Origin of the sequence: Streptomyces sp. NPDC000983, from assembly GCF_040299205.1 — a bacterium.
In the GTDB taxonomy this organism is placed as follows: Bacteria; Actinomycetota; Actinomycetes; order Streptomycetales; family Streptomycetaceae; genus Streptomyces.
In genome coordinates this window covers 126,917-146,999 of record NZ_JBEPBM010000018.1, presented here as the reverse complement: position 1 = coordinate 146,999, position 20,083 = coordinate 126,917, and the positions used below count along the sequence as shown (strand labels likewise).

Below are 20,083 nucleotides of genomic sequence, written 5' to 3'. Positions count from 1 at the left end.
CACAGTCCGACCCGGCCTAGATGCTCTGCAGCTCCTCCTGGAGCCGGTCCACGTCCACCGAGTCGTCCGGGGACGGGGTCCGGGAGGGCACCGGTTCGTCGTAGTCGGAGAACCTCAGCCGTACGTTCGTGTCCTCGTCGCGCTGGGTGGCCTCGACCAGCAGGTGCGGCGAGTCGGCCGTGACGTAGAGCGTGGTCCGTGCGCCGTCCACCTCGCCGGTGAGCGGGAAGACGTCCGCGCCGCCCCGGGTGGTCTCCTCGCCCTTCTTCAGCGAGGTGATCCCGGGCGAGGAGCCGGAGCCGGTGTCCCGCTGGAAGTTGCGCAGGTCGCAGGTGTCGGCCATGCCCTTGAGCAGCGCGTCGTCCGTGGAGCCGTGGATGTAGCGGCCGTCGAACAGCTCGGCCATCGCCTCGCCCTCATCGCCCGGCGCCTGCGCCTTCCAGAACGCGGTGTCCGGCTTCAGCCACACCTCGTCGCCCCGCTTGACGATCTCGACGCTGCCGCCGTCCGCGCCCATCTCCATCGTCCCGGCGCAGTTGCCGGACCGGTCCAGGGCCAGGTCCATCGACGTCGGCTGGGTCGTGCCGGTCTCGGTGCCCTCGCTGCGGTCCGTCAGCCTCAGACGGACCGAGTCCGCCTCACGGAGGTTCCGCTCGGCCTCGTCGGCCAGCTCCTGCGCGGTGGGGTCCTCGGCGGCGGCCGCCGGGACCGTCGGCGCCAGCAGCAGTGCCGCGCCCAGCGCGACCGGGATCAGAGCCCTTGCGGCCATGCCGTCACCTCCGTGGTGCGGGTCACCCGCGCGTCACCCACACAGCGTACGTTTCGCCTTTTTTGTCCGCATGTTCAGTGACGCGGCCCACTTTCGACGGCCCTCTGCGCATGCGGGCGGCGGGCCCGGGCAGGCGGAGCCGGTCCCCGGAGGACTCACCCGTGTGACTCAGGGGCGCCGAACAGGAACGGAAGGCAATACCGATCATGGCCAGGCAGCAGCACGACAGACGGACGATCCACGTCGACGGCGCATGGCGGGACGCGCTCTCCGGGGCCACCCGCGACGTCCTCGACCCGGCGGACGCCCGGCCCTTCGCCGTGGTCGCGGAAGGCGACGAGAAGGACGCCGATCTCGCGGTCGAGGCCGCCCGGCGCGCCTTCCAGGAGGGCGACTGGCCACGCACCCCCGTCGCCGAACGCGCGGCCCTCCTGCGCCGCGTCGCCGACCTCCTGGTCCGCGACCGCGAGGAACTCGGCCTGCTGGAGAGCCGCGACGCGGGCAAGACCCTGGAAGAGGGCCGCGTCGACATCGACTGCGTCGCCGACGCCTTCCGCTACTTCGCCGACCTCGTCGCCGCCGAGTCCCCGGGCCGTGTGGTGGACGCCGGCTCGCCCGACGTCCACAGCGTCGTCGTGCACGAGCCGGTCGGCGTCTGCGCCCTGATCACCCCCTGGAACTACCCTCTGCTCCAGGCGAGTTGGAAGATCGCGCCGGCGCTCGCCGCGGGCAACACCTTCGTCGTCAAGCCGAGCGAGATCACCCCGCTGACGACCGTCGCGCTGATCGGCCTGCTCGCCGAGGCGGGCCTGCCCGCCGGAGTCGCCAACATCGTGACCGGGCCCGGCGGTTCGGTCGGCGCCCGGCTCGCCGAGCACCCCGGCGTCGACCTCGTCTCCTTCACCGGCGGCCTGGCCAGCGGCGTCAAGGTCGCCCAGGCGGCGGCCCCTTCGGTGAAGAAGGTCGCCCTCGAACTCGGCGGCAAGAACCCCAACGTCGTCTTCGCCGACGCCTGCGCCACCGACGAGGGCTTCGACACCGCCGTCGACCAGGCCCTCAACGCGGCCTTCATCCACAGCGGTCAGGTCTGCTCGGCCGGCGGACGGCTGATCGTCGAGGAGTCCCTCCGGGACCGCTTCGTCGCCGAACTCGCCCGCCGCGCCGCGCTGATCCGCCTCGGCCGCGGCACCGACGACGGCGTCGAGTGCGGCCCCCTCGTCTCCGCCGGGCAGCGCGCCAAGGTCGAGGCGTACGTCGCCTCCGCGCTGGAGGAGGGCGCCGTCCTGCGCACCGGGGGCCGGCGCCCGGAGGGCCTCGGCGACGGCTACTTCTACGAGCCGACCGTGCTCGACGCCTGCCACCGAGGGATGCGCGTCGTCCGCGAGGAGGTGTTCGGCCCGGTCCTCACCGTGGAGACCTTCCGCACCGAGGACGAGGCCGTCGCGCTCGCCAACGACACCGAGTACGGCCTCGCCGGCGCCGTCTGGACCGCCGACGCGGGCCGCGCCCGGCGCGTGGCCGGCCGGCTGCGCCACGGCACCGTCTGGATCAACGACTTCCACCCCTACCTCCCGCAGGCGGAGTGGGGCGGCTTCGGCAGGAGCGGCACCGGCCGCGAACTGGGCCCCGCCGGACTCGCCGAGTACCGCGAGACCAAGCACGTCTACCAGAACCTCGCGCCGAAGCCCGTCCGCTGGTTCGCGGGCTGACCGCCCCGGCCCGCCCCGGCCCGCCCCGGCCCGCCCCGGCCCGCCGGTCCGACCTCCCGGCGCGCCCCGGTCGACCCCGTCCCCTCCCGCACCTCCCTGGAGCAGCCCATGACAGCAGCCACGACCGAGACCACTTCCGAGCGCCCCAGAGGCGCCGAGGACCCGCAGGTCTACGACTACGTCGTCGTCGGCGGCGGCACCGCGGGCTCCGTCATCGCCTCCCGGCTGACCGAGAACCCCGATGTCACCGTCGCCGTCATCGAGGGCGGCCCCAGCGACGTCGGCCGGGACGACGTGCTGACCCTGCGCCGCTGGATGGGCCTGCTCGGCGGCGAACTGGACTACGACTACCCCACCACCGAACAGCCGCGCGGCAACTCCCACATCCGGCACAGCCGCGCCCGCGTCCTCGGCGGCTGCTCCTCCCACAACACCCTCATCGCGTTCAAGCCGCTGCCGTCCGACTTCGACGAGTGGGAGGCCGCCGGTGCCGAGGGCTGGGGCGCCGTGCCGATGGAGGCGTACTACGCCCGGCTGCTCAACAACATCGTCCCCGTCGACGACAAGGACCGGAACGCCATCGCCCGCGACTTCGTCGACGCCGCGCGGTCGGCGCTGGGCGTCCCGCGCGTGGAGGGCTTCAACGAGAAGCCGTTCAGCGAGGGCGTCGGCTTCTTCGACCTCGCCTACCACCCGGAGGACAACAAGCGCTCCTCCGCCTCGGTGGCGTACCTGCACCCGGTGATGGACGAACGCCCCAACCTCACGGTCCTGCTGGAGACCTGGGCCTACCGGCTCCGCTTCGACGGCACCCGCGCCGAGGGCGTGCACGTACGCGCCGCGGACGGCACCGAGTTCCTCGTCCGGGCCCGCAACGAGGTCCTGCTGTGCGCCGGCGCCGTGGACTCCCCGCGCCTGCTGCTGCACTCGGGCGTCGGCCCCCGCGCCGACCTGGAGGCGCTCGGCATACCCGTGACCCTCGACCTGCCCGGCGTCGGTGAGAACCTGCTCGACCACCCCGAGTCGGTGATCGTCTGGGAGACCCACGGCCCCATCCCCGAGAACTCCGCGATGGACTCCGACGCCGGCCTCTTCGTGCGCCGCGATCCCGAACACGCGGGCCCCGACCTGATGTTCCACTTCTACCAGATCCCGTTCACCGACAACCCCGAGCGCCTCGGCTACCAACGCCCCGAGCACGGCGTCTCGATGACCCCCAACATCCCCAAGCCGAAGTCCCGCGGCCGCCTCTTCCTGACCAGCCCGGACCCCTCGGTCAAACCCGCCCTGGACTTCCGCTACTTCACCGACGAGGACGACTACGACGGCCGGACCCTGGTCGACGGCATCCGCATCGCCCGCGAGATCGCCCGGTCCGAGCCACTGGCCGGCTGGCTCAAGCGCGAGGTGTGCCCGGGCCCGGAGGTCGTCGGCGACGCCGAGCTGAGCGAGTACGCCCGCAAGGTCGCCCACACCGTCTACCACCCCGCCGGCACCTGCCGCATGGGCGCGGCCGACGACGAACTCGCCGTGGTGGATCCGCGGTTGCGGATCCGCGGACTCCAGGGCATCCGCATCGCGGACGCCTCCGTCTTCCCGACCATGCCCGCCGTGAACCCGATGATCGGCGTGCTCATGGTCGGCGAGCGCGCGGTCGACCTGATCGGCGGTGACATGCGATGACCACCCCCGTGTTCTCCGTGGAGGGCCTGTGGAAGGTCTTCGGCCCCAAGGCGGAACGGGTCCCCGCCGACCCCGGCCTCGCCGCGCTCGACCCCGCCGACCTGCGCGCCCGCACCGGCTGCACGACGGCGGTCCGGGACGTCTCCTTCGACGTCCGCAAGGGCGAGGTCTTCGTGGTCATGGGCCTGTCCGGCTCCGGCAAGTCCACCCTGGTGCGCTGTCTGACCCGGCTGATCGAACCGACGGCCGGCACGATCGCCATCGACGGCGAGGACGTCCGCGCCATGGACCGCTCCCGGCTGCGCGAACTGCGCCGCCACCGCGCCGCGATGGTCTTCCAGCACTTCGGCCTGCTCCCGCACCGCACGGTCCTCGACAACGTGGCGTACGGCCTGGAGATCCAGGGCGTCGGCCGGTCCGAGCGGCGTGCGCGCGCCGCCGAGGTGGTCGCGAAGGTCGGCCTGGAGGGCATGGAGCGGCGTCGGCCCGGCCAGCTCTCCGGCGGCCAGCGCCAACGCGTCGGCCTGGCCCGGGCGTTGGCCGCCGACCCCGAGGTGCTGCTCTTCGACGAGCCGTTCAGCGCCCTGGACCCGCTGATCCGCCGGGACATGCAGGAGGAGGTCGTCCGCCTGCACCGCGAGGAGGGCCGCACCATGGTCTTCATCACCCACGACCTGAGCGAGGCCCTGAAGCTGGGCGATCGTATCGCCCTGATGCGCGACGGCGCGGTCGTCCAGCTCGGCACCCCCGAGGAGATCGTCGCCTCCCCGGCCGACGACTACGTCCGCGCGTTCATCCGCGACGTCCCCCGCGAACAGGTCATCACCGTCCGCACCGCGATGCGCCCCGCCACCGCGGACGAGGCGGGCAGCGGCCCCGCGATCCCCCCGACCGCGACGGTCTCGGAAGCGATCGAGGCCGTCGCCCGAGCGGGCACCCCGGCCCGGGTCGTCGACAAGGGCCGCTGCCTGGGAGTGGTGGACTCCCAGGCACTGCTGGCCGTCATAGCGAACGTGACCGAAGCGACCTCCCCAGCTGCGGGCAGCCGTGCCGCTGGGACGGCACGGGTGGACGCAGCAGCACCCGCCCCGCGCGGTGAGCGGGTCGCGCCTGCCCAGCGCGGCGAGCCGTCCGCGCCTGCCCAGCGCGGCAAGCCGTCCGCGCCTGCCCAGCGCGGCGAGCCGTCCGCGCCCGCCCAGCGCGGCAAGCCGTCCGCACCCCACGGCGACACCACCCCGGAGTCGGTCTGATGGCGACGATCACCGCACCCACCCCCCGCACCCTGCCGCGCCTGCTGAGGAACAGGGTCGCCACCAAGCTCGCCCTGCTGATCCTGGTCGCCGCGATCCTCGTTCCCCTCGCCCACGCCCGCTGGGCCAGCGGCACCTGGCCGACCGCCCTCACCGTCGACCTCACCACCCCCCTCACGGACACCAGCACCTGGATCATCGACAACAGGGACAGCCACCCCCTGTTCCTGTACTTCCTCGGCCACGTCAGCAACGGCGTCGTGCTGGCCGTCCGCGCCGTCTACCTGTTCCTCCTCGCCGCCGGCTGGGCCGGTGTCACCGCGCTCGGCGCCCTCGTGGCCTGGCGCGTCGCCGGCCCCCGGCTCGCCCTCGGCACCGCCGCCGCCCTCCTGGCCTGCGGCACCCTCGGCATGTGGGTACCGGCCATGCAGACCCTCGCCCTGATGGCCGTCGCCGTCCTCGCGTCCGTCGCCGTCGGCGCGCTCCTCGGCCTCGCCGCCGGCCTCTCGCCCCGGACGGACCGAGCCCTGCGCCCGGTCCTGGACACCATGCAGGTCCTCCCGGCCTTCGCCTACCTCCTCCCGGTCGTCCTGGTCTTCGGCATCGGTGTCCCCGCGGCCGTCCTCGCCACCGTCGTCTACGCCGCCCCGCCCATGGCCCGCCTCACCGCCCTGGGCCTGCGCGGCGCGGACCCGGAGGTACTGGAGGCCGTCGACTCCCTCGGCGCCACCGCACGCCAGCGCCTGTTCACCGCCCGCATCCCGCTGGCCCGCAAGGAGATCCTGCTCGGCGTCAACCAGACGATCATGATGGCGCTGTCCATGGCGGTGATCGCCTCCGTCATCGGCGCCGGCGGCCTCGGCGACCGCGTCTACCAGGCCCTCGCCTCGGTGGACGTCGGCGCGGCCCTGGCGGCCGGCATCCCGATCGTGCTGATGGCGGTCGTCCTGGACCGCGTCACGGCCGCCGCGGGCGAGCGCCCCGACCGCACGCCCACGGACCACACGCCCACCGAACGCACGGGCATCGGGCGCACCGCCCGCTCGCCCTGGCCCTACGCCCTGGTCGCAGCGCTGGCCGTCGCCGTCGCCGGACGGCTCACGGACCGCCTCGACTGGCCCGAAGCCCGGGTGCTGAACATCGCCGACCCCGTCAACCGGGCCGTCGACTGGATGACTGCCCACCTCTACTCCGGAGTCCCCGTCATCGGCGGCACCGCCGACTGGGCCGGACACTTCACCACCTGGGTCCTGGACCCCCTGCGCGACGGCCTCCAATGGCTGCCGTGGTGGGCCGTCCTGCTCGTCGTCGCCGCCCTCGCCTGGCTGATCGGCACCTGGCGCACCGCGCTCACCGCGACCCTCGCCATGGCCGCGATCGGTGTCCTCGGCGTGTGGGAGCCGTCCCTGGACACCCTCTCCCAGGTGCTCGCCGCCGTCGCCGTCACCCTGGTGCTCGGTTTCGCGACCGGCGTCGCCGCGGCCCGCAGCGACCGAGTGGAACGCGCCCTGCGCCCCGTCCTGGACGTCCTCCAGACGATGCCGCAGTTCGTGTACCTCATCCCGGTCGTCGCCCTGTTCGGCGTCGGCCGCGCCCCCGCCGTCGCCGCGGCCGTCGTCTACGCGCTGCCCGCCGTCGTCCGCATCACCGCGCAGGGCCTGCGCCAGGTCGACCCCGCGGCCCTGGAATCCGCCCGCTCGCTCGGCGCGACCCCCGCCCAGCAGCTGTGGCAGGTCCAACTGCCGCTCGCCCGACGCTCCCTGCTGCTCGCCGTCAACCAGGGCGTGGTCCTGGTCCTCGCGGTCGTCATCATCGGCGGCCTGGTCGGCGGCGGTGCCCTCGGCTACGACGTCGTCTTCGGCCTCGCCCAGGGCGATCTGGCGACCGGACTGGTGGCCGGCGCGGCCATCGTCTGCCTGGGCCTGACGCTCGACCGGGTGACCCAGCCGACGAAGCAGGAGAAGGGAGCCTGACATGCGGATTCGAACCACCACCGCAGCGCTCGGCGCGCTGGTCCTCCTCACCGGTTGCGGCGCCGCCGACATGACCACCCAGGCGTCGCCCTTCGCGAACGCCCGGGGCGCCCGGACCGTCACTCTGTCCGTGCAGTCCTGGGTCGGCGCCCAGGCCAACGTCGCCGTCGCCCAGTACCTGCTGGAACACGAACTCGGCTACCGCGTCGACACCGTCCAGATCGACGAGGTCCCCGCCTGGGACGCGCTCAGCCAGGGCCGGGTCGACGCGATCCTGGAGGACTGGGGCCACCCCGACCAGGAGCAGCGCTACGTCGAGGACAAGCGGACGATCGTGAACGGCGGCGGCCTCGGCGTCACCGGCCACATCGGCTGGTACGTCCCCACGTACTTCGCGAAACAGCACCCCGACGTCACCGACTGGAAGAACCTCGACAAGTACGCCGACGCCATGCGGACCCCCGAGAGCGGCGGCAAGGGCCAGCTGATGGACGGCTCGCCCTCCTACGTCACCAACGACAAGGCACTGGTGAAGAACCTGAACCTGGACTACCAGGTGGTGTTCGCCGGTTCGGAGGCCGCCCAGATCACCCAGATCAAACAGTTCGCCAAGGAGCGCAAACCCTTCCTCACCTACTGGTACGCCCCCCAGTGGCTCTTCGAGGAGGTCCCCATGACCGAGGTGAAGCTGCCCGCCTACAAGGAGGGCTGCGACGCGGACCCGGAGAAGGTGGCCTGCGCCTACCCGCACACCCCGCTCCAGAAGTACCTCAACGCGGACTTCGCCGAGGACGGCGGCGAGGCGGCCGCCTTCCTGAAGAGGTTCAAGTGGACGACCGAGGACCAGAACGCGGTCTCCCTGATGATCGCCGACCAGAGGCTGAGCCCCGAGGAGGCCGCGAGGAAGTGGGTGGACAGCCACAAGGACACCTGGCGGCCGTGGCTGTCCTGACGCTCACCGCAGCAGCGCCGCGATCCCCTCGGCCGCCCGCCGCTGCAACCCCGGCCCGAACGTGATCCGCGTGGCCCCCCGCTCCCCGATCTCCGCGGGCGAGGGGCCCCGGCCCACCCCGGCCGCCATGTTGATCGGCCCGTCGATCCCGGCCCTCAGCAGCGGCAGCACCGCGAGGGGCGCCCCGATCGGATACACGCACTCGGCGCCCGCCGCGACATACAGCGCGGCCCGCTCCAGGGCCTCCCCAGGATCCTCGACACCGCGGATGAAGGTGTCGACGCGCGCGTTGACGAACAGCCGGCCCCCGGCGGCCGCGCACACCGCCGCCAGCCACTCGGCGTGCTCCCGCGGATCCTTCAGCGCCCCCGCCTCGGAGTCCTCCAGGTTGCACCCGACGACGCCCGCCTCCAGCAGCCGCTCCACCAGCTCCTCGGGCGCCAGCCCGTACCCGCCCTCCACGTCCGCCGACACCGGCACGTCCACCGACCGCGCGATCCGCGCGACCGCCGCGAACATCTCCCCGCCCGGCGTCCGCCCGTCCTCGTACCCGAGCGAGGCGGCGACCCCCGCGCTGGGCGTGGCCAGCGCCGGATACCCGGCCTCCTCCAGCGCCCGCGCGCTCGCCGCGTCCCAGGGCCCGGGCAGCACCAGCGGACCGTCCCCCGCCCCGCGCCGGTGCAGGGCCCGGAAGACGTCGACCGGGGCGGTCACCGGTGGCCCGGGGTGTAGTGGCCCGGCACCATCCGGCAGGTCACACCGAACCGGTTCCAGGCGTTGATCACCGTGATTGCGGCGATCAGCTGCGCCAGCTCCGGCTCCTCGAAGAGGCCGGCGGCCCGCTCGTACACCTCGTCCGGCACGAAACCGTCCGTGAGGACGGTGACGGCCTCGGTCAGGGCGATCGCCGCCAGCTCCCGCTCGGTGTAGAAGTGCGCCGACTCCTCCCAGGCGGACAGCTGGACGATCCGCTCCACGCTCTCACCGGCCGCGAGCGCGTCCTTGCTGTGCATGTCCAGGCAGAACGCGCAGTGGTTGAGCTGCGAGGCACGGATCTTGACCAGTTCCAGCAGCTTCGGGTCCAGGCCCCGCCGGGCGGCGGCGTCCAGCCGGACCATGGCCTTGTAGACCTCGGGCGCGTGCTCGGCCCACTTCATCCGGGGGGCCTCTTCGGGGGCGGTCTCAGGTGCGGCAGCAGTCGTGGCAGCGGTGGTGGCGGTGTGATCCGCGGTCGTCGTCATGCCCTCGACCCTATGAATCCAAAGGCCCAGGGGTATGGTCCATTTCCATGGCGGATACGTGGGCCACTTCGGGCGCGCTGGGCATCGACCTCCACCTGGAGCCGACGGCCGGACCCGGCCTGCGCCGGGGCCTGACCGACGCGCTGCGCGAGGCCGTCCGCACCGGCCGGCTGGGCCCGGGCACCCGGCTGCCGTCGTCCCGCTCCCTCGCCGCCGACCTCGGCATCGCCCGCAACACCGTCGCCGACGCCTACGCCGACCTCGTCGCCGAGGGCTGGCTGACCGCCCGCCGCGGCTCGGGCACCCACGTCGCCGAGGGCCGCTCCGCCCCCGCCGCGGCGACCGCCCCGATCCGCCGCCCCCGCCCCCGCCCCGCCCTCGACCTCACCGCCGGCACACCCGACCTCTCCTCCTTCCCCCGCGCCGAGTGGCTCAAGGCGGCCCGCCGCGCCCTGAACGCCGCCCCCCACGAGGTCCTCGGCTACGGCGACCCGCGCGGCCGGACCGAACTGCGCACCGCCCTGGCCGCCTACCTCTCCCGCGCCCGGGGCGTGCGCGCCGACCCCGAACGCATCGTCGTGTGCGCCGGGTTCGCCCACGGCCTGCGCCTGATCGGCACCGTCCTGCGCGCCCGCGGCGCCCGCACCGTCGCCGTCGAGTCCTACGGCCTCCCCGAGCACCGCACCGTCCTGAACCGCACCGGCCTGGCCACCGAACCCCTCCCGTTCGACGAACTCGGCACGGACCCCGCCGACATGGGGCAAGCCGGAGCCGTACTGCTCACCCCCGCCCACCAGTTCCCGATGGGCGCCGTCCTGCACCGCGACCGGCGCGCGAGCGTCGTCGACTGGGCCGTGCGCACCGGCGGACTGATCCTGGAGGACGACTACGACGGCGAGTTCCGCTACGACCGCCAGCCCGTCGGCGCCCTCCAGGGCCTGGACCCCGAGCACGTCGTCTACCTCGGCACCGCCAGCAAGTCCCTCGCCCCCGGCCTGCGGCTGGCCTGGCTGGTCCTGCCCGCCCAACTGGTGGAGGAGGTCACCGCGGCCAAGGGCGACGTGGACACCTGCGGGGTCATCGACCAGCTGACCCTGGCCGACTTCCTCACCCACGGCGCCTACGACCGCCATGTCCGAGCCGCCCGACTGCGCTACCGCCGGCGCCGGGACGCCCTGACCGCCGCCCTCGCCCAACACGCCCCCGAGGTCAGCGTCTCCGGCATCGCGGCCGGTCTGCACGCCGTGCTGCGCCTGCCGCCCGGCACCGAGACGTCCGTCGTCCAGGCCGCGCACTGGCAGGGCCTGTCCCTGCACGGCCTGGCCCACTTCCGCCACGAGCGGGCGACCGCCGAACCCCTCGACGCCCTGGTCGTCGGCTACGGAACGCCGCCCGACCATGCCTGGACAGGGGCCCTGGAAGCCCTGTGCAGGGTGCTGCCGTAAGGTGATCGCCCAGCCGAGGGACACGGGGGAGAGACCACATGGCAGAGGCGAAGCGCAGACTGCGCTCCAGCACGGTCGTGCTCGGCGGCATGGGAGTCGTCGCGGCCGCCCTGACCTCCTGCGGCTCCGAACCGGACCGCCGCTGCGTCGACCGCGACAGCTACACCTGGGACGGCTACAAGGTCATCGCCGACCGGAACTGCAACTCCGGCTCCTCGGGCAGCTCCTACGGCCAGAGCGGCAAGAAGAAGCGCGGCACGGACACCGCCGACGCCGCCTGGTACTACGAGGCCGAGGTCGACGGCGGCCGCGCCGACTACGGAACCTTCAGCCGCAGCGAGGCCGTCGACCGCGGCGGCTTCGGCTGCTCGGGGTCCGGCAGCGGCGGCGGCTGAGCCCCGCCCGGCCCGTCACGGACACCCGCCCATGGAACGCCGCACCATCGACCCCCGCCCCGACTGGCAGCGCACCGTCGAGGACCAGGGCCTGGTCTATCCCCTCACCCGCCACCCCGACGGCTCCCTGCGTCCCTACTGGGACGAGAGCGCCTACTACGTCTTCTCCCTGGAGGAGGTCGAGGCGCTGGAGGAGGTCGTCGAGGAACTCCACCGCATGTGCCTGACGGCCGCGGAGCACATCGTCACCACCGGACGCTTCGCCGACCTCGGCATCACCGACCCGCGCCTGGTGCGCGCGGTCACCGAGGCATGGCAGCGCCGCGCCGAACTCCCCTCCCTCTACGGCCGTTTCGACCTGCGGTACGACGGCCGCGGCCCGGCGAAGCTGCTGGAGTACAACGCCGACACCCCCACCTCCCTGGTCGAGGCGGCCTCCCCGCAGTGGTTCTGGATGGAGGAGCGCTTCCCCGGCGCCGACCAGTGGAACTCCCTCCACGAACGCCTCGTCGCCGCCTGGAAGAAGCAGGCCGGACTCCTCCCGCCGGGCAGCCCCCTGTACTTCGCGCACTCCTCCGCCGACGAACTCGGCGAGGACCTCATGACGGTCGCCTACCTCAAGGAGACCGCCGAACAGGCCGGACTCGACACCGACTGGATCTCCATGGAGGAGATCGGCTGGGAGCGCCTCTCGGGCCGCTTCGTCGACAACCGGCTCCGCTTCATCCGCAGTTGCTTCAAGCTCTACCCCTGGGAGTGGCTGACCACCGACCGCTTCGCCGGCCACGTCCTGGACACCCTCGACAACGGCGGCGGCACCGGCACGACCCTGTGGATCGAACCCGCCTGGAAGATGCTCCTGTCCAACAAGGCGCTGCTGGCGATCCTCTGGGAGCTCTACCCCGGCCACCCCAACCTCCTGGCCGCCCACCTCGACGGCCCCCGCGACCTCGCCCGCACCACCGGCTACGTCGCCAAACCGCTGCTGGGCCGCGAGGGCGCCGGCGTCACCGTCCACGAGCCGGGCACCGACCCCGCCGTCCGCGACGAGCCCTGCTGCTACCAGGAGCTGGCCCCGCTGCCCGACTTCGACGGCAACCGGGCCGTCCTCGGCGCCTGGGTCGTCCAGGACGAGTCGGCCGGCCTCGGCATCCGCGAGTCGGCGGGCCTGATCACCGACGAGTACGCCCGCTTCCTGCCCCACGTCATCCTCTAGGACGCCGGAGGCAGGCGGCCCTCAGTCCTCCAGCACCGCCGCGAGCTGCGCGAGACCCCAGTCCAGGTCCTCCTTGCCGATCACCAGCGGCGGCGCGATCCGGATCGTCGCACCGTGGGTGTCCTTCACCAGCACACCCCGGTCCATCAGCCGCTCCGACACCTCACGCCCCGTCCCGTACCGCGGGGCGACGTCGACACCGGCCCACAGACCGCGCCCCCGCACCGCCGTCACCCGCCCGCTGTCGGCCAGCGCGGCCAGTTCACGGTGCAGATGCGCGCCCAGCTCCGCGGAGCGCGCCTGGAACTCGCCCGTCCGCAGCATCGCGATCACCTCCAGCGCCACCGCGCAGGCGAGGGGGTTCCCGCCGAACGTCGAGCCGTGCTCCCCGGGCCGGAACACCCCCAGCACCTCCGACGACGACACCACCGCCGACACCGGTACCACCCCGCCCCCGAGCGCCTTGCCGAGCACGTACATGTCCGGCACGACCCCCTCGTGCTCGCACGCGAACGTCCGCCCCGTCCGGCCGAGCCCGGACTGGATCTCATCGGCCACGAACAGCACGTCCCGCTCCCGCGTCAGCTCCCGCACCGCGGCCAGATAGCCGGCCGGCGGCACCACGACCCCCGCCTCGCCCTGCACCGGCTCCAGCAGCACCGCCACCGTGTTCTCGCTCAGCGCCGAACGCATCGCCGTCAGATCCCCGTACGGCACGATCTCGAACCCCGGCGTGTACGGGCCGAAGTCCGCCCGTGCCTCGGCGTCCGTCGAGAAGCTGATCAGGGTCGTCGTACGCCCGTGGAAGTTGTTGCCCGCCACCACGATCTTCGCCATCTCCGCGGGCACGCCCTTGACCCGGTACCCCCACTTCCGGGCCGTCTTCACCGCGGTCTCCACCGCCTCCGCGCCCGTGTTCATCGGCAGCACCGTCTCCATGCCGCACAGCTGCGCGAGCTGCTCGCAGAAGGCCGCGTACCGGTCGTGGTGGAACGCCCGCGACGTCAGCGTCACCCGGTCCAGCTGCGCCTTCGCCGCCTCGATGATCCGCCGGTTGCGGTGCCCGAAGTTGAGCGCCGAATAGCCGGCCAGCAGATCCAGATACCGACGGCCCTCCACATCCGTCATCCACGCCCCGTCGGCGGAGGCGACGACCACGGGCAGCGGCGCGTAGTTGTGCGCGCCGTGCGCCTCGGCCGCGGCGATGAGGGTTTCCGTAGTGCTCACGGGACCTCCAGGAGTCACCGGACGACAAGCGGGGACCCCCTTCCTATCCTCGCTCGGATCGTGGACGCGGGACCTTCGCCCCGCGACGCGCCCGGTAGGCTGATCGGCGGGCCGTGACTGGCGCGCTGGGATGGGACCGACCATCGGGGAGCGGCCCGGTCGTGACTGTGTGCCGTGCGCCTGGGCCGAACCGTGAACGCTGAACGCCACGCCGTCCGGAGGCCGACTTGTCCGAGCAGCCCGTTTCCCACGAATCCACCGCCTTCCGCGCCGCCCTCGACGTCATCCGCGCCGTGGAGCCGCGGGTCGCCGACGCCATCGGCCAGGAGGTCCACGACCAGCGCGAGATGCTCAAGCTGATCGCGTCCGAGAACTACGCCTCCCCGGCCACCCTGCTGGCCATGGGCAACTGGTTCAGCGACAAGTACGCCGAGGGCACCGTCGGCCGCCGCTTCTACGCCGGCTGCCGCAACGTCGACACCGTCGAGTCGCTCGCCGCAGAGCACGCCCGGGAGCTCTTCGGCGCCCGGCACGCCTACGTCCAGCCGCACTCCGGCATCGACGCCAACCTCGTCGCCTTCTGGGCCGTCCTCGCCGACCGCGTGGAGGTCCCCTTCCTGGAGAAGACGGGCGTCCGCCAGGTCAACGACCTCTCCGACGCCGACTGGGCCGAGCTGCGCCAGGCCTTCGGCAACCAGCGCATGCTCGGTATGTCCCTGGACGCCGGCGGCCACCTCACCCACGGCTTCCGCCCGAACATCTCCGGCAAGATGTTCGACCAGCGCTCCTACGGCACCGACGCCGGGACCGGGCTCCTGGACTACGAGGCGCTGCGCGCCTCCGCCCGCGAGTTCAAGCCGCTGATCATCGTCGCCGGCTACTCCGCCTACCCCCGTCTGGTGAACTTCCGGATCATGCGGGAGATCGCCGACGAGGTCGGCGCGACCCTCATGGTCGACATGGCCCACTTCGCGGGCCTGGTCGCCGGCAAGGTCCTCACCGGCGACTTCGACCCGGTCCCGCACGCGCAGATCGTCACCACCACGACCCACAAGTCGCTGCGCGGCCCGCGCGGCGGCATGGTCCTGTGCGACGACTCCCTCAAGGACCAGGTCGACCGCGGCTGCCCGATGGTCCTCGGCGGCCCGCTCCCGCACGTCATGGCCGCCAAGGCCGTCGCCCTCGCCGAGGCCCGGCAGCCGTCCTTCCAGGACTACGCCCAGCGCATCGTCGACAACTCCCGCGCTCTGGCCGAGGGCCTGATGCGCCGGGGCGCCACCCTGGTGACGGGCGGCACGGACAACCACCTCAACCTGATCGACGTGGCCACCTCCTACGGGCTGACCGGCCGCCAGGCCGAAGCCGCCCTCCTGGACTCCGGCATCGTCACCAACCGCAACGCGATCCCCGCCGACCCCAACGGCGCCTGGTACACCTCCGGCATCCGGATCGGCACCCCCGCCCTGACCACGCGCGGGCTCGGCACCGCCGAGATGGACGAGGTCGCCGGCCTCATCGACCGGGTCCTGACCACCACGGAGCCCGGCACCACCAAGTCCGGCGCTCCCTCCAAGGCGGCCCACGTCCTCGACGCGAAGGTCGCCGAGGAGATCTCGCACCGGGCGACCGACCTGGTGGCCGGCTTCCCGCTCTACCCGGAGATCGACCTCGGCTGACCGCCGCACCGCTCGTCCACACCCTGTGCAGTTGTCAAGGAACAGTGACGCTCACAGATCGATGAGCCGCCCGCGCGGCTCCTCACGCGGCGGCCCCCCACCCGGGCGGGCCGCCGCGCCGCGTATCGCCCCGGCGCCCAGCGGCAGCCGCGCGGCGAAGGGCCGCAGGACCAGGGCCAGCACCCCGCCGACCGCCGCCCCCGGCAGCGCCCACCACCAGCCGGTGCCCCCACCCGAGCCCGACCCCGACGCCTCCGCGCCCCCGGTCACCGACGCCCCGGTCACCGGCGCCTCCGTGGCCGTCGGCTCATCGGCCGCCGGCTCGGCGGGGTCCTCCGCGACACCCCCCGCCGGGTACGTCTCCCGCAGTGGGAAGGCCGTCAGGTCCTCGCCGGTGTCCGGCTCGCCCAGCATCCCCACCTCGGTCAGCAGGGTGCGCAACGGGCCGGGGTCAGGGACGCGCTGCCAGTCGCCCCGCGCCGGTTCGGTGGTGTCCGCCGACCGGTACACCCAGATGTCCTCGCCCTCGGTGGCCGGGAAGATCCGGTCGACCTTCCAGGGGGAGGTGTCATGGATGAGCCAGGTGACGGTGATGTGCCGGTCGGCCGTCACATCCTCGGGCGGAAGCGCGGGCCTGCCCGCCGCCAGCAGGGAGTCCAGCCGGCCGTACTCCCGGTCCGAGTAGTACAGCCCCGCTGTCTCCCCGGTCTCCGGCGAGGCCAGGAACGCGCTCGTCGGCCCCCCGGCCGCTGCGGGCGCCGCACCCCACAGCAGCATCCCCAGCGTCACGGCCAGCGCCCCCGCCAGTGCCGCCGGCCGACGCGACCCGCTCTCCTCGCCGATCCCTCGTCCACGCATCCGAACCCCCAAGCAGCCGAGTACCGAGCGGCCCGCCCACGGGCCGCATGTCACTTCTGGTACACCGCCCGGCCCGCTGGGGTTCCCATCCCGGACCGACTATCCGGTCCCCTCTTCGAGTGACTCCGCGATCTCCACCGCCCGGGCCCTGGACCCCACCCCCTCCAGCCGCAGCGTGAGCGAGTCGTCCCCCGCCCCGCCCCCGCCGTGGGTCCACAGCAGCGTCGGTCCCGCGGTCCGCTCCTCACGGGTGAACCGGGAACCCTCCGCGTCCACCAGCCAGAAACCCAGCAGATGCGGCCGCGCGAACCACAGCGCCTGCCGGTCCGGCGCCCCGCCCCCGGTGCCTCCGGAACCCAGGGAGATCCACTCCGGCTGCTCCCGGACGGTCTTGGTGAAGCCGATGTCCAGCCGCGCCCGGAACTCGTCCAGCCGGATCACCCGGCCGTCCTCCTCCCAGCACAGGCTCACCAGGAACCGCCCCTTCGGCTCCGCGTCGACCGTCACCGCGTCCGGCGCCCCGAGCGCCGTCGGCACCACCGGCTCGAACCCGGCCCGCCGCGCCGCCTGCCCCGGCGACATCGACCCCGCGCGCTCGCACCGGGGCACCTCGGCGCTCGCCGACGGGCGGGCCGACGGGTCGTGGCGCACCTCGACCCCGCCGAAGCCGAACCAGTCGAGGACCACCGCCCGCACCGGGGGTGTGAGCACCAGCACGGTGAGCAGGCCGCCGCACAGCGCCGCGGTCAGCGCCCGCCTCCGCGCCCGCGCCCACGCGCGTGCCCGGCGCAGCCGCTCCCCGGCCGCCGACGGCTCGGCCACCGGCGCGGGCAGCCCCTCGGCGAGTATCTGCTGAAGCACCCGCTCGGCCATCGTCTCCGCGACGTCCGGCCCCGACCGGTCCAGGGACCGCCCCAGCGCCCGCAGCTCCCGGGGCAACCCGGAGCCGTCCCGCCCGCCCCGGCCGCCGCCGGAGCCGTCGTCACCGCCGGAGCTGCCGCGCCCGCCGCCGAAGCCGCCGGAGTTGCCGCGACCACCGTCGAGGTCACCGAGGTCACCGAGGTCACCGGAGTCACCGAAGCCGCCGCCGAAACCCCCGTGCTCGTCGTTACTCATCCTGCTCACCCCCTTCCCCGGGCTCGAAATCCGGCAGCAGCCTGCCCAGCTTGCGCAGCGCGCGGCTGAGCCGGGACTTCACCGTCCCCCGGGGCCAGCCCAGCGCCTGGGCCGTCTCCGGCTCGTCCATCTCCAGCAGATAGCGGTAGGTCACGACCAGGCGGTGCTCCTCGCTCAGCAGCTCCAGCGCGGCCAGCAGGGCCGCCCGGCGCTCCGTCCGCAGTGTCGCCACCGCCGGGTCCGCCGACTCCGGTATCAGCGGCTCGGCCTCCGCGAAGGCCGCCTCCCGGCCGGCGAGCGTGCGCTGCCGGGCCGCCGTCCGCACTGTGTTCCTCGTCTCATTGGCGACGATCGACAGCAGCCACGGCCGGAACGCCGAGTCGCCCCGGAACCGCCCCAGCGCGCAGTACGCCTTGACGAAGGCCTGCTGGACCACGTCCTCCGCGTCCGCACCGGCGCCGAGTGCCGCGGCCGCCCGCAGCGCGATGCCCGTATGGGCACGCACCAGCTCCGCGTACGCCTCCGGCTCTCCGGAGCGCACCCGGGCGATCACCACGGCCTCATCGACGATGCGGCCCCCCTCCCGCGTCCTCACACCCTTGTTACACCGCCCGAGACCGATCGGTTCCCACCCGCAGCCCACCGAATTCCCACCGGATCTCCCAAACGATCCCGACCGGATCTCCCAAACGATCCCGACCGGATCCCTCACGCGATCCCGACCGGATCTCCCATGCGATTCCGCCCCGATCCCTCACGCGATTCCGCCCCGATCCCCGCCGGTACCGGATCGCACCGAGAGCCTGAGAGAATGGTGGGCATGGCTTCTGACCGACCCCGCGTGCTCTCCGGAATCCAGCCCACCGCAGGCTCGTTCCACCTCGGCAACTACCTCGGCGCCGTGCGCCAGTGGGTGGCCCTGCAGGAGTCCCACGACGCGTTCTACATGGTCGTCGACCTGCACGCGATCACGGTCCCGCAGGACCCGGCGGAGCTGCGGGCGAACACCAGGCTGGCCGCCGCCCAGCTGCTCGCCGCGGGCCTCGACCCCGAGCGCTGCACGCTCTTCGTCCAGAGCCATGTCCCCGAACACGCCCAGCTCGCCTGGATCATGAACTGCCTGACCGGCTTCGGCGAGGCGTCCCGCATGACCCAGTTCAAGGACAAGTCCGCCAAGCAGGGCGCGGACCGGGCCTCCGTCGGCCTGTTCACGTACCCCGTCCTCCAGGTCGCCGACATCCTGCTCTACCAGGCCAACGAGGTCCCGGTCGGCGAGGACCAGCGCCAGCACATCGAGCTGACCCGCGACCTCGCCGAGCGCTTCAACGGCCGGTTCGGCGCGACCTTCACGATCCCCAAGCCGTACATCCTCAAGGAGACGGCGAAGATCTACGACCTCCAGGACCCGTCGATCAAGATGAGCAAGTCGGCGTCCACGCCGAAGGGCCTGATCAACCTCCTCGACGACCCGAAGGCCACCGCGAAGAAGGTCAGGAGCGCGGTGACCGACACCGACACCGTCATCCGCTACGACGCGGTGAACAAGCCGGGCGTCAGCAACCTGCTCACCATCTACTCGACCCTCACGGGTGCGGGAATCGCGGAACTGGAGCAGAAGTACGAGGGCAAGGGCTACGGTGCGCTCAAGACGGACCTCGCCGAGGTCATGGTCGACTTCGTGACGCCGTTCCGGGAGCGGACCCAGCAGTACCTGGACGACCCGGAGACGCTCGACTCGATCCTGGCGAAGGGCGCGGAGAAGGCGCGTGCGGTCGCCGCCGAGACGCTGGCGCAGGCCTACGACCACGTCGGTTTCCTGCCCGCCAAGCACTGAGGCGCACCCTCGCACAGACGTACCACCGGGCAGAGCGCTGCACATCACTCCGGTTGCGCCTGCCCTCGGCACAGCCGTGGCCGTACAGTCGAAAGCCGACGGCCGACACCAGCAGCCGTCACGACGACAGGGAGATGACGTGGGGACCGTAACGATCGGCGTGTCGATCGCGGTCCCGGAGCCTCACGGCAGCCTGCTCCAGGAGCGGCGCGCGGGCTTCGGCGACGCCGCCGCTCACGGCATCCCCACGCATGTCACCCTGCTGCCGCCGACCGAGGTCGACGCCGCGCTGCTGCCGGCGATCGAGGCGCATCTGGTGGAGGTCGCGGCCGCGGGGCGGCCGTTCCCCCTGCGGCTGTCCGGGACGGGCACCTTCCGCCCGCTGTCACCGGTCGTCTTCGTCCAGGTCGTCGAGGGCGCCCAGGCGTGCTCCTGGTTGCAGAAGCAGGTGCGGGACGCGTCCGGGCCCGTGGCGCGGGACCTGCAGTTCCCGTACCACCCGCATGTCACCGTCGCGCACGGCATCGACGAGGCGGCGATGGACCGGGCCTTCGCGGAACTCGCCGACTACGAGGCCGAGTGGCCCTGCACCGGCTTCGCGCTGTACGAGCAGGGCGCGGACGGGGTGTGGCGCAAGCTGCGCGAGTACGCCTTCGGCGGGGCGGTCGTCCCGCCCCAGGCCGGCCCGCTCGACCGGGGCTCGATCCCGACGGCCTAGGTCCTGCCGGGGCCGTTTCCC

At 73.1% G+C, this 20,083-nt stretch carries 18 protein-coding genes and 1 riboswitch; of the genes, 11 read left to right on the top strand and 7 right to left on the bottom strand.

Features of this window, described 5'->3' with window-relative positions:
• Nucleotides 1–16: 16 nt before the first annotated feature.
• The gene (locus ABT296_RS21960) at nt 17–769 is read right to left on the bottom strand and encodes a LolA-like protein (protein WP_351929828.1); all 753 of its coding nucleotides are present in this window, start codon (nt 767–769) and stop codon (nt 17–19) included.
• Nucleotides 770–975: 206 nt separating this feature from the next.
• Between ABT296_RS21960 and ABT296_RS21955 the strand changes: the two genes are divergently transcribed.
• The 5 genes from ABT296_RS21955 (at nt 976) to ABT296_RS21935 (ending at nt 8,336) form a co-directional block, all read left to right on the top strand.
• Complete coding sequence (locus tag ABT296_RS21955; RefSeq protein WP_351929826.1) at nt 976–2,478, top strand: aldehyde dehydrogenase family protein; 1,503 nt, start codon at nt 976–978, stop codon at nt 2,476–2,478.
• A 108-nt stretch (nt 2,479–2,586) separates the two neighbouring features.
• A complete protein-coding gene (locus ABT296_RS21950) occupies nt 2,587–4,161 on the top strand; it encodes a GMC family oxidoreductase (protein ID WP_351929824.1) in 1,575 nt (524 codons plus the stop codon).
• Nucleotides 4,158–5,411, top strand: a complete 1,254-nt coding sequence (locus ABT296_RS21945) for a quaternary amine ABC transporter ATP-binding protein (protein ID WP_351929822.1) — start codon at nt 4,158–4,160, stop codon at nt 5,409–5,411. The genes ABT296_RS21950 and ABT296_RS21945 overlap by 4 nt, the downstream gene beginning before the upstream one ends.
• A complete protein-coding gene (locus tag ABT296_RS21940; RefSeq protein WP_351929820.1) occupies nt 5,411–7,384 on the top strand; it encodes an ABC transporter permease in 1,974 nt (657 codons plus the stop codon). Before ABT296_RS21945 ends, ABT296_RS21940 begins: the two co-directional genes overlap by 1 nt.
• A gap of 1 nt (nt 7,385) precedes the next feature.
• Nucleotides 7,386–8,336 carry an ABC transporter substrate-binding protein gene (locus ABT296_RS21935; protein WP_351929818.1) on the top strand — a complete coding sequence of 317 codons (951 nt, stop codon included), beginning with the start codon at nt 7,386–7,388 and terminating at the stop codon, nt 8,334–8,336.
• 3 nt (nt 8,337–8,339) lie between these two features.
• Here the strand turns inward: ABT296_RS21935 and ABT296_RS21930 are convergent, their stop codons facing one another.
• Nucleotides 8,340–9,050, bottom strand: coding sequence for an isocitrate lyase/PEP mutase family protein (locus ABT296_RS21930; RefSeq protein ID WP_351929817.1), 711 nt, complete (start codon nt 9,048–9,050; stop codon nt 8,340–8,342).
• Nucleotides 9,047–9,577, bottom strand: coding sequence for a carboxymuconolactone decarboxylase family protein (locus ABT296_RS21925; protein WP_351929815.1), 531 nt, complete (start codon nt 9,575–9,577; stop codon nt 9,047–9,049). Before ABT296_RS21925 ends, ABT296_RS21930 begins: the two co-directional genes overlap by 4 nt.
• Before the next feature lie 47 nt (nt 9,578–9,624).
• Between ABT296_RS21925 and pdxR the strand changes: the two genes are divergently transcribed.
• The 3 genes from pdxR to ABT296_RS21910 are packed head-to-tail and all read left to right on the top strand — an operon-like array spanning nt 9,625 to nt 12,633.
• Nucleotides 9,625–11,022: a MocR-like pyridoxine biosynthesis transcription factor PdxR gene (pdxR, locus tag ABT296_RS21920; RefSeq protein ID WP_351929813.1), complete on the top strand. Its 1,398-nt coding sequence runs from the start codon at nt 9,625–9,627 to the stop codon at nt 11,020–11,022.
• Nucleotides 11,023–11,060: 38 nt separating this feature from the next.
• On the top strand, nt 11,061–11,417 hold the full coding sequence (locus ABT296_RS21915; protein WP_351929811.1) for a hypothetical protein: 357 nt from the start codon (nt 11,061–11,063) through the stop codon (nt 11,415–11,417).
• Between the two features lie 31 nt (nt 11,418–11,448).
• On the top strand, nt 11,449–12,633 hold the full coding sequence (locus ABT296_RS21910; RefSeq protein ID WP_351929809.1) for a glutathionylspermidine synthase family protein: 1,185 nt from the start codon (nt 11,449–11,451) through the stop codon (nt 12,631–12,633).
• A 21-nt stretch (nt 12,634–12,654) separates the two neighbouring features.
• Here the strand turns inward: ABT296_RS21910 and rocD are convergent, their stop codons facing one another.
• Complete coding sequence (rocD, locus tag ABT296_RS21905; protein WP_351929807.1) at nt 12,655–13,860, bottom strand: ornithine--oxo-acid transaminase; 1,206 nt, start codon at nt 13,858–13,860, stop codon at nt 12,655–12,657.
• Nucleotides 13,861–13,963: 103 nt separating this feature from the next.
• Nucleotides 13,964–14,053, top strand: a riboswitch (ZMP/ZTP riboswitch).
• Between the two features lie 34 nt (nt 14,054–14,087).
• Here rocD and ABT296_RS21900 point away from each other — a divergent pair.
• Nucleotides 14,088–15,536 (top strand): glycine hydroxymethyltransferase, encoded by a 1,449-nt coding sequence (locus tag ABT296_RS21900; protein WP_351929805.1) that lies wholly within the window; start codon nt 14,088–14,090, stop codon nt 15,534–15,536.
• 51 nt (nt 15,537–15,587) lie between these two features.
• Here ABT296_RS21900 and ABT296_RS21895 read toward each other — a convergent pair whose 3' ends face one another.
• The 3 genes from ABT296_RS21895 to ABT296_RS21885 form a co-directional block, all read right to left on the bottom strand.
• Nucleotides 15,588–16,394 (bottom strand): hypothetical protein, encoded by an 807-nt coding sequence (locus ABT296_RS21895; RefSeq protein WP_351929803.1) that lies wholly within the window; start codon nt 16,392–16,394, stop codon nt 15,588–15,590.
• A gap of 99 nt (nt 16,395–16,493) precedes the next feature.
• Nucleotides 16,494–17,510: a hypothetical protein gene (locus ABT296_RS21890; protein ID WP_351929801.1), complete on the bottom strand. Its 1,017-nt coding sequence runs from the start codon at nt 17,508–17,510 to the stop codon at nt 16,494–16,496.
• Entirely contained in the window at nt 17,503–18,105 is a 603-nt protein-coding gene (locus tag ABT296_RS21885; protein ID WP_351929799.1) for an RNA polymerase sigma factor, read from the bottom strand. Before ABT296_RS21885 ends, ABT296_RS21890 begins: the two co-directional genes overlap by 8 nt.
• A 225-nt stretch (nt 18,106–18,330) precedes the next feature.
• Between ABT296_RS21885 and trpS the strand changes: the two genes are divergently transcribed.
• The gene (trpS, locus tag ABT296_RS21880; protein WP_351929797.1) at nt 18,331–19,344 is read left to right on the top strand and encodes a tryptophan--tRNA ligase; all 1,014 of its coding nucleotides are present in this window, start codon (nt 18,331–18,333) and stop codon (nt 19,342–19,344) included.
• 139 nt (nt 19,345–19,483) lie between these two features.
• Nucleotides 19,484–20,062 (top strand): 2'-5' RNA ligase family protein, encoded by a 579-nt coding sequence (locus ABT296_RS21875; protein WP_351929795.1) that lies wholly within the window; start codon nt 19,484–19,486, stop codon nt 20,060–20,062.
• Nucleotides 20,063–20,083 lie beyond the last annotated feature (21 nt).